This is a genomic window from Pseudoxanthomonas sp. LjRoot204_2, assembly GCF_056175765.1.
Genome location: NZ_JBGFFG010000040.1, coordinates 1 through 14341, shown reverse-complemented (window position 1 = coordinate 14341; position 14341 = coordinate 1). Strand labels below are relative to the sequence as shown.

The window sequence follows — 14341 nt, the reverse complement described above, 5'->3', positions numbered from 1 at the left end:
ACGTGGCGCGGCGTACGGATCACGTGCACGCCTTCGGATTCGCTGAAGTGGCTGTCCTGGTCGGTGAAGACGAACAGCTCGCCGCCACGCGCGCGCACTTCCTGCATGTTGGATTTCACTTTCTCCAGCAGGACGTCGTTCGGCGCGATCACCACCACCGGCATGTCCGCATCCACCAGCGCCAGCGGACCATGCTTCAGTTCGCCGGCCGGATACGCCTCGGCGTGGATGTACGAGATTTCCTTCAGTTTGAGCGCGCCTTCCAGTGCGATCGGGTAGTGCAAGCCGCGGCCGAGGAACAACGCATCGGACTTCGGCGCGAAACGCTCGGCCCACGCGGCGATCTGCGGCTCGAGGTTCAATGCGTGCTGCACGCTGCCCGGCAGGTGCCGCAGCTGTTCCAGATAGTCGGCTTCCTGCGCCGGCGTGACCTTGCCGCGCAACTTGCCCAGCACGACGGTCAGCTGGAACAGCGCCGCCAGCTGGGTCGTGAAGGCCTTCGTCGACGCCACGCCGATCTCAGCGCCGGCGCGGGTGTAGCAGACCAGTTCGCTGGCGCGCGGGATGGCGCTCTCGGGCACGTTGCAGATCGACAGCGTGTGCTGGTGCCCCAACGACTTGGCGTACTTCAGCGCTTCCATCGTGTCCAGGGTTTCGCCGGACTGCGAGATGGTGACGATCAGGTGCTTGGGATTGGCGTAGGCGTCGCGGTACCGATACTCGCTGGCGATCTCGACGCTGCACGGCAGGCCGGAGATGGCTTCGAGCCAGTAACGCGCCGTCATGCCGGCATAGTAGCTGGTGCCGCAGGCGAGGATCTGCACGCCTTCGATGTCCTTCAGCGCGGCTTCGGCATCGGCACCGAACAGCGTGGGCGAGAAGCCGCCGTCGACCACCGCTTCGATGGTGTCGGCGATCGCACGCGGCTGCTCGTGGATCTCCTTCTGCATGAAGTGGCGGTACGGGCCCAGTTCCAGCGAGGCCAGTGACACATCGGACACGTGCACGTCACGTTGCACCGGCTGGTCCTTGCCGTCGAACACCTTCACGCTGTCGCGCGTCACCTCGGCGGTGTCGCCCTCTTCCAGGAAGATCACGCGGCGCGTCGCCTGCAGGATCGCGGACACGTCGGACGCGATGAAATTCTCGCCTTCGCCGATGCCGATCAGCAGCGGGCAGCCCATGCGGGCGCAGACCATGCGGTCCGGTTCCTTGCGGCTCACCACCGCCAGCGCATATGCGCCGGTGAGTTCCTTCACCGTGCGCTGCAACGCAGCCAGCAGGTCATCACCACCCTTGAGGTGGTGGTGCATCAGGTGGGCGATCACTTCCGTGTCGGTCTGCGACTCGAACACGTAGCCGAGGGCGCGCAGTTTCTCGCGCTGCTCCTCATGGTTCTCGATGATGCCGTTGTGCACCAGCGCCACGCCGTGGCTGATGTGCGGATGCGCGTTGGCTTCGGTCACGCCGCCGTGGGTCGCCCACCGCGTATGGCCGATGCCCAGGCTCGCATTGAAGCCCTCGGCAGCGGCCGCGCCTTCCATTTCGGCCACGCGGCCGGTGCGGCGCACGCGGCGTACGTCCTGCTGGTCCACGACGGCGATGCCCGCCGAATCGTAGCCCCGGTATTCCAGCCGCTTCAGTCCTTCGATCAGTACCGGCACCACGTCGCGCCCGGCGATCGCGCCCACAATTCCGCACATAAGCGTGTGTCTTCCATCTGAGTGAAACGAACGGACATTCTACGTGTCCGGTACTGGACAGCCCCTGTCCGCGCAGTGTCCGCGGACACCCGGACAGCCTCCAGTCCCGGACAACCCCCTTGCGAATCAATCGCTTGCGTTTGGCACGCATCCTGCTGATACCTGCAGGTCATTCCACAGAACGCATGCCGCCGATGATTCGGGACACCTCCGCGCAAGACCGAGTGCTCAGCTCCTCGCAGACCCGTCCGGCCTGGCGCCGCTGGGTATGGCCCGCGGCCGGCGGCGCCCTGCTGCTGGCAGGCATCGTGTTCGCCGCACGGGGCTGGCTGTCGGGCACCGCGTCCATCGACGGGGCGCGCCTGCGCATCGCCGAAGTGACGCGCGGCGACCTGGTCCGCGACATCGCCGCCGACGGCCGCGTGATTGCCGCCAACAGCCCCACCCTGTATGCCGTGGCCGGGGGCGTGGTCACGCTGAAGGTCGTGGCCGGCGACAAGGTCGCCAAGGGCCAGCCGCTGGCCGAGATCGACAGCCCGGAACTGCGCAGCAAGCTGGCGCAGGAGCAGACCACCCTGGCCGGCCTGGAAGCCGAAGCGAGCCGCGCCACGCTGGATGCCAGCGTCACCCGCGCCGATGCGCAGAAGGCGCTCGACCAGGCCGAGATCGAACGCCAGGCCGCCGAGCGCACCCTGCAGCGCTACCAGCGTGGCTACGACGGCGGAGCGGTGCCGCAGGTCGACGTGCTGGAAGCGCAGGACAACCTGCGCAAGGCCGAGATCGCACTGTCCCACGCACGCAAGGACGCCGGCCTGCAGGGCCAGGGTGCGGGCCTGGATGCGCGCAACAAGCAGCTGCTGGCCGAACGCCAGCGCGCCGTGGTGACCGAGGTGCAGCGCCAGGTCGATGCCCTGACCCTGCGCGCGCCGTTCGACGGACAGGTCGGCCAGATCCAGGCCGTGCAGCGCTCCAACGTGGCGATCAACGCGCCCGTGCTGAGCGTGGTGGACCTGTCGGTGTTCGAAGTCGAGATCAAGGTGCCGGAGAGTTTCGCGCGCGACCTCGCCATCGGCATGCCGGCCACGCTCACCAGCGCCGGCCAACCGTACCCGGGCGAGATTTCCGCGGTGTCGCCGGAAGTGGTCAATGGCGAAGTCGTCACCCGCCTGCGCTTCTCCGACAAGCAGCCGCCGGGCCTGCGCCAGAACCAGCGCCTGGCCGCACGCATCCTGATGGATACGCGCCGCAACGTGCTGATGGTCGAACGGGGTCCGTTCCTGGAACAGGGCGGCGGTCGCTACGCCTACGTCATGGACGGCAGTTCCGCCGTGCGCCGTCCCGTGCAACTGGGCGTCAGCAGCCTGAGCAACATCGAAGTGCTCGGTGGCCTGCAGCCCGGCGACAAGGTCGTCGTCTCCGGCAGCGACCTGTTCGGCGATGCCGAGCGCGTCTCGGTCAACTGATCTCCCCTACTCCACACGCTGCTCCCCCACGCCCCTCCCCCGCCATCCATTCCGCACCAGAACCCGAAGAAGGAACCCGCCATGCTTGAGATGCGCCAAGTCGCCAAGGTCTACCGCACCGAACAGGTGGAAACGCACGCGCTGCGTTCCCTGGACCTGCATGTCCGCGAGGGCGAGTTCGTCGCGGTCACCGGCCCGTCGGGTTCCGGCAAGACCACCTTCCTCAACATCGCCGGGCTGCTGGAGACGTTCACCGGCGGGCAGTTCCTCCTCGACGGGCAGGACGTCAGCCACCTGGGCGACGACGCGCGCTCGCGCCTGCGCAACCAGAAGATCGGCTTCATCTTCCAGGGCTTCAACCTGATCCCCGACCTCAACCTGTTCGACAACGTCGACGTACCGCTGCGCTACCGCGGCATGCCGGCCGCCGAGCGCAAGCAGCGCATCGAAGACGCACTGGCGCGCGTCGGCCTGGGTTCGCGCATGAAGCACTTCCCCGCCGAACTGTCGGGCGGCCAGCAGCAGCGCACCGCGATCGCGCGCGCACTGGCGGGCAGCCCGCGCCTGCTGCTGGCGGACGAACCGACCGGCAACCTCGATTCGCAGATGGCGCGTGGCGTGATGGAGCTGCTCGAAGAGATCAACCGCCAGGGCACGACCATCATCATGGTCACGCACGATCCGGAACTCGCCGCGCGAGCGCAGCGCAATGTGCACATCGTGGACGGCATGGCCACCGACCTGTCGGTGGAGCCCGCGCTGATGCGCGCGGCCCACGCCGCCGAAGCCAACGCGTCCGCGTAGGGTGGGCCCCGGCCCACCGCAGACAGACCCAAGACAACCCCATGGTGGGCCAGGGCCCACCCTACGGAGCCACGCATGTTCGGCTACTACTTCTCCCTTGCGCTGCGCAGCTTCAAGCGCAACAAGGCATTGACCTTCCTGATGGTGCTGGCCATCGCGCTGGGCATCGGCGCCAGCATGACCACGCTGACCGTGTTCTACGTGCTGTCCGGCGACCCGATCCCGCAGAAGAGCGACAAGCTGTTCTATCCGCGCATCGACCCGCGATCGGCGAACGGCTTCACGCCGGGCGACGAGCCGGAGGACCAGTTCACGCGTTACGACGCCGAACACCTGCTGCGCGACAAGAAGGGCGACCGCCAGGCCTTCATGACCGGGGGTGCTTCATCGATCGAAACGGAGGATGGCCGCATCGAACCCTTCCGCGTCGATGCGCGCTACACCACCGCCGACTTCTTCCCGATGTTCGACGTGCCGTTCCGCTACGGCAACGGCTGGTCGGCGGCGGACGACGAATCGCGGGCGCGCGTGGCGGTGATTTCCAAGGCGCTCAACGAGAAGCTTTTCGGCGGCGCGAACAGCGTCGGTCGCGACATCAAGGCGTCCGGTGCGACCTTCCGCGTGATCGGCGTGCTGGACGAGTGGCGCCCGGCACCGAAGTTCTACGACATGACCCAGGACCGCTTCACCGAGGTCGAGCAGCTGTTCGTGCCCTTCTGGACCTCCCGCGCCGTGAAGATGGGCACGCAGGGCAACATGAACTGCTGGGGCGACTCGAGCGCGGACGAGGAAGGCTCGCAGGGCCCGAACGCACCGTGTTCATGGCTGCAGTACTGGGTGGAACTGGGCACGCCGGCCAAGGTCGAGGCCTACAAGCAGTACCTGCAGAACTACTCCGACCAGCAGCGGGCGGCGGGCCGTTTCGAGCGCGCCACCAACGTCGACCTGCACAACGTGATGCAGTGGCTGGACAAGCAGGGCGCGGTGCCTGGCGACGTGCGCCTGCAGATGTGGCTGGCGTTCGGCTTCCTGGCGGTCTGCCTGCTCAACACGGTGGGTCTGCTGCTGGCGAAATTCCTCGGCCGCGCGTCGCAGATCGGCGTAAGGCGTGCACTGGGGGCGACCCGCAAGGCCATCTTCGCGCAATGCCTGGTCGAAGCCGGCACCGTCGGCCTGGTCGGCGGCGTGCTTGGCCTGGTACTCGCCTGGCTCGGCCTGCTGGCGGTCCGCCAGCAACCGGCAGGCTATGCCGACCTCGCGCACATGGACCTGAAGATGCTGCTGGCCACCTTCGCGCTGGCGATCGTCGCCAGCCTGCTCGCCGGCATGCTGCCCGCCTGGCGCGCGATGCAGGTGACGCCCGCCATCCAGCTCAAGAGCCAGTGACCCATCCATCCAAGAGGCACGTCATGGACATCCGCCCCATCCTTTCCACCCTGGCCCGCCACAAGACGGCCGCCGCCCTGATCGTGCTGGAAGTGGCGCTGTCGTGCGCCATCATCTGCAACGCGGTCTTCCTGATCACCCAGCGGCTGGAGCGCATCGATCGCCCCACCGGACTGGCGAACGAGGAGATCGTGCGGATCAGCATGGGCAACCTCGGCGAAGATCCCAATGCCGATGCGCTGGTCAGGCAGGACGTCGCCAGCCTGCGCGCCCTGCCGGGCGTCAAGGCCGCCGGCAGCATCAACCATGTGCCGTTCGACAACTCGTCGTGGAACAGCTCCATCCAGCTCGCGCCCGAACAGGAGCGTCCCAGTGCGCAGGCGAACATCTATCTTGGCGATGCGGTCGTCGAGACGCTCGGCCTGAAGCTGGTGGAAGGCCGCGACTTCAACGCGGACGAATACGTCAGCTGGACCGAGATCAACAAGCAGAACGCCAAGTTCGTGATGCCGGCCGTGATCCTCAGCCGGGAGCTGGCGAACAAACTGTTTCCCGGCGAGAGTGCCGTCGGCAAGAACATCTACTCATGGAATACCGACAACGCGCCGCACCGCGTGGTCGGCGTGGTCGATCGGCTGATCCGCACCAACGACAACGGCGGGCCGGCCGAAGGCGGCTTCACCATGATCCTGCCCGCGAAGGACCTGACCATGGGAACGTTCGTGCTGCGTACCGCACCGGAACGCCGCACCGAGGTGATAAAGGCCGCGTTGGCGGCGCTGGAGAAGAACAGTGCCCGCCGCCTGGTGCTGCGAGACGGGACGTTCGAAGACATCAAGCACAACTACTACCGCGGCGATCGCGCGATGGCCTGGCTGCTCATCACCGTGATCATCTCGCTGCTGGTCGTCACCGCGCTGGGCATCGTCGGGCTGGCCAGCTTCTGGGTGCAGCAGCGCACCAAGCAGATCGGCATCCGCCGGGCGCTGGGCGCCACGAAGGGCCAGATCCTGCGCTACTTCCTGACCGAGAACTTCCTGCTGGCGACCATCGGCATCGTCATCGGCATGATCCTGGCCTACGGCATCAACCAGCTGCTGATGGGCAAGTACGAGCTGCCCCGCCTGCCGCTGCTGTACCTGCCCGTCGGCGCCGTGCTGCTGTGGTTGCTGGGCCAGGTGGCGGTCTACGGCCCCGCACGCAAGGCGGCCTCGGTGCCGCCGGCGGTCGCCACGCGTACCGCGTAAACTCGACCGGGCGCAGGGAGCGCGTGCGAAGGAACGGGGAGCGAGAGGACGCAACGCCCCTCGTTCCTCGTTCCTCGTTACGCTCCACTCCCTCCTCGCTACGTGCTACCCGCCTCAAGCCCCGGTCCGCCACACCATGCCCACCATCCTCGTCATCGACGACAACCTCGCCGTCAGTACGGCGCTGGAAGTCCTGTTCTCCCTGCACGACATCGACACGCTGCACGCGGAATCGCCGGACGCGGGGCTGGCGGTGCTGCGCGAGCAGCAGGTCGACTTGGTCATCCAGGACATGAACTTCACCCAGGACACCACCTCCGGCGCGGAGGGCGAACAGCTGTTCGCCGACATCCGCATGCAGTGGCCAGACATGCCGGTGATCCTGCTGACCGCATGGACGCACTTGGAAGTCGCGGTGAACCTGGTGAAGGCCGGCGCAGCCGACTACGTCGCCAAACCCTGGGACGACCGCAAGCTGTTGGCCACGGTCAACACGCTGCTGGAACTGGCCGAAGCGCGCACCGAACTGGAGCGCCGCCGCAGCCGCGAACGGCGCGGCCGCGACCAGCTGTCCAGCCGGTACGACCTGCGCAACCTGGTGTTCGAGGATCCCGCCAGCGAGCGCGTGGTCGCGCTCGCCTGCCAAGTCGCGCGCTCCGACCTGCCGGTGCTGATCACCGGGCCGAATGGCGCGGGCAAGGAGAAGATCGCGGAGATCATCCAGGCCAATTCCAGCGTGAAGTCCGGCCCGTTCGTCACGCTCAACTGCGGCGCACTGCCGTCGGAGCTGATCGAAGCGGRGCTTTTCGGCGCCGACGCCGGCGCCTACACCGGCGCCAACAAGGCTCGCGAGGGCAAGTTCGAAGCCGCCGACGGCGGCACGCTGTTCCTGGACGAGATCGGCAACCTGCCGCTCACCGGCCAGATGAAGCTGCTGCGCGTGCTGGAGACGGGCCGCTTCGAACGGCTGGGTTCCAACCGCGAGCGCCACGTCACCGTGCGCGTGATCAGCGCGACCAATGCCGACCTGCCCGCGATGATCCGCGAGGGCGGCTTCCGCGAAGATCTCTACTACCGCCTCAATGCGATCGAGCTCGCGCTGCCGCCGCTGGCCGAGCGTCCCGGCGACATCCTGCCGCTGGCCGAGCGTTTCCGGCCCGCCGACAAGCCACTGGGCGAGAGCGCACGCGCCGCGTTGCTGCGCCACGCATGGCCCGGCAACGTGCGCGAGTTGCGCAACGTCATCCAGCGCGCCRGCCTGCTGGCGATGGGCGAGCGCATCGAAGCCACCGATCTCAACCTGCCGCGACCGGCGCCGGTGCGCACCGCGGTCGCCGCCGAACCCGAGCGTACCGATATCGAAGCCGCCATCGCGCGCGCCGGTGGTGTCATCGCACAGGCGGCGGCGGACCTCGGCATGAGCCGGCAGGCCCTGTACCGGCGCATGGAACGCTTCGGCATCAAGGCCCCATGATGCGTCGCTCGCTCGCCGGCCGCATCCTGTCCTGGCTGCTGCCGCTGCTGGCACTGGCCGTGGTGCTGCCGGTGCTGCTGTCGCACTGGATCGGCGACGACGTCGTCGCCGTACTGGCGTCCGCGATCATCGTGCTGCCGCTGGCGATGTGGGCGATACGCCGCGGCCTGCGCAGCACGTATTCGCTGTTCCGCGCCCTGGCCGGAAGCGTCAACAGTTATCGCGACGCCGAGTACAACTTCGGCATCCACTGGCGCGGCAACGATGAACTCGCCGAACTGGTGCGGTCGCACGCGGCACTCGGTGAGGTACTGCGGGAACAGCGCCTGAGCCTGGTGCAGCGCGAACTGCTGCTGGACACCATGGTGCAGAACACGCCCGTCGCCATGCTGCTGATCGCCCCGGGAGGCGATGCGGTGCGTCGGGTGATCTTCGCCAACGTCGCGGCCCGCAAGCTCCTGCACAGCGGCTGGAAGCTCGAGGGACAGGACTACGACACGCTGATCGCCGCGGCACCGGTCGAGATGCGCGAAGCACTGGGCCGGGGCGGTGACAGCCTGTTCGCCATCGGCAGCGAGGAAGAGGACGGCGAGGAACAGGTGTACCACCTCGCCCGCCGCACTTTCCGTCTCAATGGACGCCCGCACGAACTGCTGCTGCTCCGCCTGCTGACCAGCGAACTGCGCCGCCAGGAGGTGATGACCTGGAAGAAGGTCATCCGCGTGATCAGCCACGAGCTCAACAACTCGCTGGCGCCGGTGGCCTCGCTCGCGCATTCCGGTGCCGAGCTGGTGCGCCGTGAACGATACGAGCGCCTGGAGGAGGTGTTCGGCACGATCGAAGAACGCGCACGCCACCTGGAGGGCTTCATCCGCGGCTATGCGCGCTTCGCCAAGCTGCCCTCGCCGCAACTGCAGACAGTGCACTGGCGCGCCTTCTTCGAAGGCCTGCAGCGCCAGATCGGTTTCGAACTGCTGATGACCGAAACCGAGATCGACGGCCGCATCGACGTCGCGCAGCTSGAGCAGGCGCTGMTCAACCTGCTGAAGAACGCGCACGAATCCGGCACGACCGCCGACGGCGTGTCCGTGCGGTTGACGCGGCTGCCCGACTGGCTGCGCATCGAGGTGATGGACCGCGGCACCGGCATGAACGACGCCGTGCTGCAGAACGCGCTGGTGCCGTTCTATTCGACCAAGCGCAACGGCACCGGCCTGGGCCTGGCGCTGACCCGAGAGATCATCGAAGCGCACGGCGGCCGGCTGTCGCTGCACAACCGCGACGGCGGCGGGTTGTGCGTGTCGATCCAGTTGCCGGAAAACTGATCTGTCCAAAGCCCGGACACCGAATCCACTCGTCCGCACCCGAAGCCGGACCAGCATGGCACCGACTCCCCCTCTCCCTCCGGGAGAGGGCAAGGGGTGAGGGCTGGCCGCCGCGATGCCGATTCAACGGGCTTTCGTCCGAATGCCCCACCCATGGCGGGCTTGAGCCCGCCCTACGTCACTTCGGCTTCTTCACCGGTCGATGCCAACCTTCGATGCTGACCTGGCGCGCACGCGCCACCGTCAACGTGTCGGCCGGCGCATTCTTCGAGATCACGGAGCCCGCACCGATGGTGGCGCCATCCGCCAGCGTCACCGGCGCGACCAGCGAGGAGTTCGAACCGACGAAGACGCGATCGCCGATCGTCGTGGTGGACTTGTTCACGCCATCGTAGTTGCAGGTGATGGTGCCGGCGCCGATGTTGGTGCCGGTGCCGATGACGGTGTCGCCGAGATAGGTCAGATGGTTCGCCTTGCTGCCCACGCCGATGCGCGCGTTCTTCGTTTCGACGAAGTTGCCCACGTGCACGCCATCGGCAAGCACGGTGCCGGGACGCAGGCGCGCATAGGGGCCGATCAATGCGGCACCTTCGCTGGTGACGCCTTCCAGGTCGCAATGCGCGCGCACCTGCGTGCCGGCCGCGAGCGAAACATCCTTCAGGCGCGTGAACGGGCCGATGACGACGCCATCGCCCAGTTCGACTTTGCCTTCCAGCACCACGTCGACGTCGATCTGCACGTCGCGACCCACCGTGACCGTGCCACGCTGGTCGAAGCGCGCCGGGTCGACCAGGCGTGCACCCTGCACGCATAGCGCGCGTGCAGCGCGAACCTGGTAGGCACGCTCCAGCTGCGACAGCTGCCAGGGATCGTTCGCGCCTTCGGCCTCGATGGGCTCGCCCACGAGCACCATTTCCGCAGGGGTGAATTCCTCCGCCGCCATCGCGAAGACATCGGTCAGGTAGTACTCGCCCTGCGCGTTAGCGTTGGACAGGCGTGCCAGCCACCCCTTCAACGCACTGCCGTCGGCGGCGATGATGCCGGTATTGATGGTGCGGATGCGGCGCTGCTCCTCATCGGCGTCCTTGTGCTCGACGATCGCGGCCACGCGGCCCGCCTCGTCGCGCACGATGCGTCCGTAACCCGTCGGATCGACCGGCTCGGCCACCAGCACCGCGAGCCGCCCGGGCGCATCGAGCAGGCGCTGCAGCGTCTCGCTGCGCGTCAGCGGCACGTCACCGTACAGCACCAGCACGCGCGCGCCGTCGGGGACATCGGGCATCGCCTGGGCCACGGCGTGGCCGGTGCCCAACTGCTGTGCCTGGTGCGCCCAGTGCAGGTCCAGCTGGTCGGCGAAGGCTGCCTGCACCTGGTCGCCGCCATGACCGTAGACCACATGCACGCCGGCCGGCGACAACGCGCGCGCCGCCTCGATCACGTGCGCCAGCATCGGGCGTCCGGCGATGGGCTGCAGCACTTTCGGCAGCGCGGACTTCATGCGCTTGCCTTCGCCGGCGGCGAGGATGACGACGTGGAGTGGTTTCATGTGGTTTCCCATTACGATGATGACGGCCTTCGACCTTGGTGCGATGGTATCAACTCAGTCCCCGCACGACCCTGCCCATGACCCAGCACATACGCTCCACCCCTCTCCGCGACGGACGGCTTGCCTGGGTCGTCGCACTGCTGCTGGTGCTGCTTGCGCTGTTCAAGCAGGGGCAGGACGCGAACTGGGACCTGCGCAACTACCACCTCTATACGCCATCCGCGCTGCTGGACGGCCGCTTCGGCGATGACATCGCGGCGGCGCAGTTGCAGACGTGGCACAACCCGGCGCTCGATATTCCCTTCGCCTGGATGGTGAAGGCGGGTCTGCCCGGATGGCTCGTATCGATGTGGCTGGCACTTCCTTCATTCATCGCGATCCTCTTCGCGCTGCGCCTGCTGGACCTGGCGTGGCCACTGGGACGCAGCGCCACGCGTACCGTGATGGCCGGTCTGGCCGCCGTCACGGGAGCGGCGGTGATGCCCAGCATCGGTACCACGTTCAATGATGCGGTCGTGGCGGCCGGCGTGATGGCGGCGCTGTGGTGGATCGCGGACTCGCAGGGACGCCGCCACGCATGGGCGACCTGGCTGCCGGCGGGCCTGATGGCCGGCGCGTGCGCGGGCCTGAAGCTCACCGGCGCGCTGTACTGCATCGGCTTCATCGCGGCCGCCCTGGCCTGTGGCCCGATGCGCGGGCTGCCGCTGCGCATCCTGGCGCTGGCGATCGGCGGCCTGGCCGGGTCGGCACTGACGGCTGGGCCGTGGGCACTCCACCTCTGGCAGGCGCATGGCAACCCGTTGTTTCCCTACTTCAATGACTGGTTCGGTTCGGTCGACGCGCTGCCGYAGGCGTACAAGGACGGCCGTTTCATTCCGCACGGCATCGATGCCCTGCTGGTACCGTTCCATCTGCTGACCGACAGCAGCCGCTTCTCGGAAGGGAAGCTTGCCGACCCCCGCGTACTGCTCGGCTTCGCCTCGCTTGGCGCGTGGTGGATATCGGTGTGGCGGGGACGGCAGCGGGACGCCGCCGCGATGCCGATCGCCCATGCCCTTCTCGCGTTCGCGCTGGTCAGCTTTGCCGTGTGGGTAATGCTCTATGGCATCTACCGCTACCTGTTCGCGCTGGAGTTGCTCTGCTCCATCGCCCTCTTCGGCGTCGTATCGACGCGGCTGCCAGCCCGCTATGTACGACCTGCCATGGTGGCGCTCGCCGTTCTGCTGGTCGTAGCCACCAACCGACCGAGTTGGGGTCGCTCGCCCTTCGTCACCCCCATGGTGTCGGTACGGATGCCGGCGCTGCCCGCCGACAGTCTCGTGGTGCTGGCGGACGATGATCCGATGGCGTACGCCGTCGCATACCTGCCTCGGCGAATCGCCGCGGTATCGATTCGCAACAATTTCATGGCGCCGACGCGCTGCACGGGGTTGCAGGTGGCGGYCGAACAACGCGTTCGGTCGCATGAAGGACCGGTCTACCTGCTTCGCTTGGCCTCCACGCCAGCGGCGAACGAGGCGTTGGGTGCCTACGGTCTGGTCGCTCAGGGCCCCTGTCTTCCCGTGTCGACAAGCCTGGGGGACCTTGCGCTCTGCCCGCTGGCACGGGGTACGCCCACGCCTACGGTCTGCGCTGCGACAGCACCTGGTCGGTGATCAGCCGCTGGATCTCGTTCGTTCGCCGGTTGACGGTATCCAGGATCAGCCCGGTCGCGATCGACACCACCCCGACCAAGGCGAATGCGACCGCGAGCACGGCGGTTGATGGATGGGTGACCAGGCCCGTGCGCGCGAACTCATGGATGACGATGGCGCCGAATCCAAGACTGGATACCATGCATGCCGCCGCCAGCACGCCGAAGAACAGCAGCGGCCGCATGTCCTTGAACAGGAACAGGATCGTCTTCAGTACCCGCATCCCGTCGCGGTAGGTGTCGAGCTTGGATTCACTGCCATCGGGGCGCGTGCCGTACTCGATGACCCGTTCGGACAGCACGAAGCCATTGGCCAGTGCGAACACCGTCATTTCGGTCTCGATCTCGAAGCCGCGCGAAAGCACCGGCATGGACTTCACGAAGCGACGCGAGAACACGCGGTAGCCGGACAGCACGTCGCGGACCGGGTGGCCGAACAGGGCGCTGATGCAGCCGCGCACGAGTCGGTTTCCGATGCCGTGGAAGCGACGGAAAGAGGCACGATCGTGCGACTCCAGCCGCGTGCCCACGACCATGTCGGCCCGTCCCTCCGCAATATCCTCGATGAGCGACCGCACGGCGGATGCAGGATAGGTATCGTCGCCGTCCGCCATCACGTAGATATCGGCATCGACGTCGCGGAACATCGCCCGCACCGCGTTGCCCTTGCCCTTCGCAAGTACATGCCGCACCTGTGCTCCGGCCTGCGCCGCCAGCAGGGCGGTGGCGTCGGCGCTGGCGTTGTCGAACACCCACACCTCGGCCTCCGGCAGCGCCTCGCGGAAATCGGCGACGACCTTCTGCACGGTCGGCGCTTCGTTGTGGCAGGGAATCAGTACGGCGATGCGCAAGGCGACGGTCCGGTCGACGACGGGCGCGGGCATCTTACACGGCAAGCGGTGCGCGACCGGGGTTACCATCGCTGCATGGCCTCTCCGTCTTCCAGGCACGTCCTGCTTCGCCAGGGCGGCAGCTTCCTCATCATCGGCGCGCTGCAGCTGCTGGTGGACTGGGCCCTGTTCGTGGCGCTGACCGCGCTCGGCGTAGCGGCGGCGCCGGCGAATCTCGCCAGCCGCGTGGGCGGCGCACTGCTCGGCTTCTGGTTGAACGGACGCGTGACCTTCGCGAGCGAGGGTGCCGCACGCCTGGGCTGGTGGCGCTTCGCCAAGTTCCTGCTGGTGTGGGTGCCACTGACGGTGGCGAGCACGCTGGCGGTGACCTGGGTGGCCACGTCGCTGGGCCTGGCGCACGCCTGGCTGGCCAAACCGCTGGTGGAAGGCGTGCTGGCCCTTGTGGCCTTCTTCCTCTGGCGGCACGTGGTCTATCGTTGATCGACCGCGTGTAGCGTGCGCCATGCGCACGATGCCGTGGCTGGTCCGCGGTGCGCCGGGGAAGGCGTGGCGCGGGCGGTATCGCCAGATCGTGCGCATGGCGCACGCTACGAAACGACAACGCCGGCACTAGGCCGGCGTTGTCGATGGTGCGGAAGCGGTGGACCTCAGTGCTTGAGGTTCTTGCGCAGGCGCTCCAGCGCGCTGAGCTGGGCGATGCTCATGGCCAGCTGGGCCTGGGCTTCTTCCACGCTCATCTTCGGGTCCTTGTGGGACAACACGCGCTCGGCTTCTTCCTTGGCCTTGCGGACCTGCGCCTCATCGATGTCGGTCGCGCGCACGGCGGTGTCGGCCAGCACGGTCACGACC

Annotated in this window: 12 protein-coding genes; 8 read left to right on the top strand and 4 right to left on the bottom strand. The window is 67.5% G+C overall.

Going from position 1 to position 14341, the window contains the following annotated elements:
* The coding region (glmS, locus tag AC04L7_RS03550; protein WP_475512534.1) for a glutamine--fructose-6-phosphate transaminase (isomerizing) at positions 1–1703 on the bottom strand (1703 nt) is incomplete at its 3' end.
* Between the two features lie 194 nt (positions 1704–1897).
* On the opposite strand from glmS, the gene AC04L7_RS03545 reads away from it, so the two are divergent.
* From AC04L7_RS03545 to AC04L7_RS03520, 6 genes are all read left to right on the top strand, one after another.
* A complete protein-coding gene (locus AC04L7_RS03545) occupies positions 1898–3166 on the top strand; it encodes an efflux RND transporter periplasmic adaptor subunit (RefSeq protein WP_299345968.1) in 1269 nt (422 codons plus the stop codon).
* Between the two features lie 81 nt (positions 3167–3247).
* Positions 3248–3970: an ABC transporter ATP-binding protein gene (locus AC04L7_RS03540; RefSeq protein ID WP_299345764.1), complete on the top strand. Its 723-nt coding sequence runs from the start codon at positions 3248–3250 to the stop codon at positions 3968–3970.
* Between the two features lie 75 nt (positions 3971–4045).
* Positions 4046–5356, top strand: coding sequence for an ABC transporter permease (locus AC04L7_RS03535; RefSeq protein WP_296281488.1), 1311 nt, complete (start codon positions 4046–4048; stop codon positions 5354–5356).
* Positions 5357–5379: 23 nt separating this feature from the next.
* Positions 5380–6603 carry an ABC transporter permease gene (locus tag AC04L7_RS03530; protein ID WP_296281487.1) on the top strand — a complete coding sequence of 408 codons (1224 nt, stop codon included), beginning with the start codon at positions 5380–5382 and terminating at the stop codon, positions 6601–6603.
* A 136-nt stretch (positions 6604–6739) separates the two neighbouring features.
* Positions 6740–8077 (top strand): sigma-54-dependent transcriptional regulator, encoded by a 1338-nt coding sequence (locus tag AC04L7_RS03525; RefSeq protein WP_475512533.1) that lies wholly within the window; start codon positions 6740–6742, stop codon positions 8075–8077.
* The gene (locus AC04L7_RS03520; protein ID WP_475512532.1) at positions 8074–9402 is read left to right on the top strand and encodes a sensor histidine kinase; all 1329 of its coding nucleotides are present in this window, start codon (positions 8074–8076) and stop codon (positions 9400–9402) included. The genes AC04L7_RS03525 and AC04L7_RS03520 overlap by 4 nt, the downstream gene beginning before the upstream one ends.
* Positions 9403–9580: 178 nt before the next feature.
* Here AC04L7_RS03520 and glmU read toward each other — a convergent pair whose 3' ends face one another.
* A complete protein-coding gene (gene glmU / locus AC04L7_RS03515; RefSeq protein WP_299345757.1) occupies positions 9581–10948 on the bottom strand; it encodes a bifunctional UDP-N-acetylglucosamine diphosphorylase/glucosamine-1-phosphate N-acetyltransferase GlmU in 1368 nt (455 codons plus the stop codon).
* 77 nt (positions 10949–11025) lie between these two features.
* Here glmU and AC04L7_RS03510 point away from each other — a divergent pair, with 77 nt between their 5' ends.
* Positions 11026–12603 (top strand): hypothetical protein, encoded by a 1578-nt coding sequence (locus AC04L7_RS03510; RefSeq protein ID WP_475512531.1) that lies wholly within the window; start codon positions 11026–11028, stop codon positions 12601–12603.
* Here AC04L7_RS03510 and AC04L7_RS03505 read toward each other — a convergent pair.
* Complete coding sequence (locus AC04L7_RS03505; RefSeq protein WP_299345751.1) at positions 12569–13525, bottom strand: glycosyltransferase family 2 protein; 957 nt, start codon at positions 13523–13525, stop codon at positions 12569–12571. The genes AC04L7_RS03510 and AC04L7_RS03505 overlap by 35 nt on opposite strands.
* Positions 13526–13567: 42 nt before the next feature.
* Between AC04L7_RS03505 and AC04L7_RS03500 the strand changes: the two genes are divergently transcribed.
* On the top strand, positions 13568–13972 hold the full coding sequence (locus tag AC04L7_RS03500) for a GtrA family protein (RefSeq protein WP_299345748.1): 405 nt from the start codon (positions 13568–13570) through the stop codon (positions 13970–13972).
* Positions 13973–14139: 167 nt separating this feature from the next.
* Here AC04L7_RS03500 and AC04L7_RS03495 read toward each other — a convergent pair.
* A partial coding sequence (locus tag AC04L7_RS03495; protein WP_475512530.1) for an ATP synthase delta/epsilon chain alpha-helix domain-containing protein occupies positions 14140–14341 on the bottom strand: 202 nt, incomplete at its 5' end.

Bases quoted from the DNA above. Each gene is read 5' to 3' on its own strand.
- AC04L7_RS03545 (WP_299345968.1), top strand. From the start codon at position 1,898: ATGATTCGGGACACCTCCGCGCAAGACCGAGTGCTCAGCTCCTCGCAG.
- AC04L7_RS03540 (WP_299345764.1), top strand. From the start codon at position 3,248: ATGCTTGAGATGCGCCAAGTCGCCAAGGTCTACCGCACCGAACAGGTG.
- AC04L7_RS03535 (WP_296281488.1), top strand. From the start codon at position 4,046: ATGTTCGGCTACTACTTCTCCCTTGCGCTGCGCAGCTTCAAGCGCAAC.
- AC04L7_RS03530 (WP_296281487.1), top strand. From the start codon at position 5,380: ATGGACATCCGCCCCATCCTTTCCACCCTGGCCCGCCACAAGACGGCC.
- glmU (WP_299345757.1), bottom strand. From the start codon at position 10,948: ATGAAACCACTCCACGTCGTCATCCTCGCCGCCGGCGAAGGCAAGCGC.
- AC04L7_RS03505 (WP_299345751.1), bottom strand. From the start codon at position 13,525: ATGCCCGCGCCCGTCGTCGACCGGACCGTCGCCTTGCGCATCGCCGTA.
- AC04L7_RS03500 (WP_299345748.1), top strand. From the start codon at position 13,568: ATGGCCTCTCCGTCTTCCAGGCACGTCCTGCTTCGCCAGGGCGGCAGC.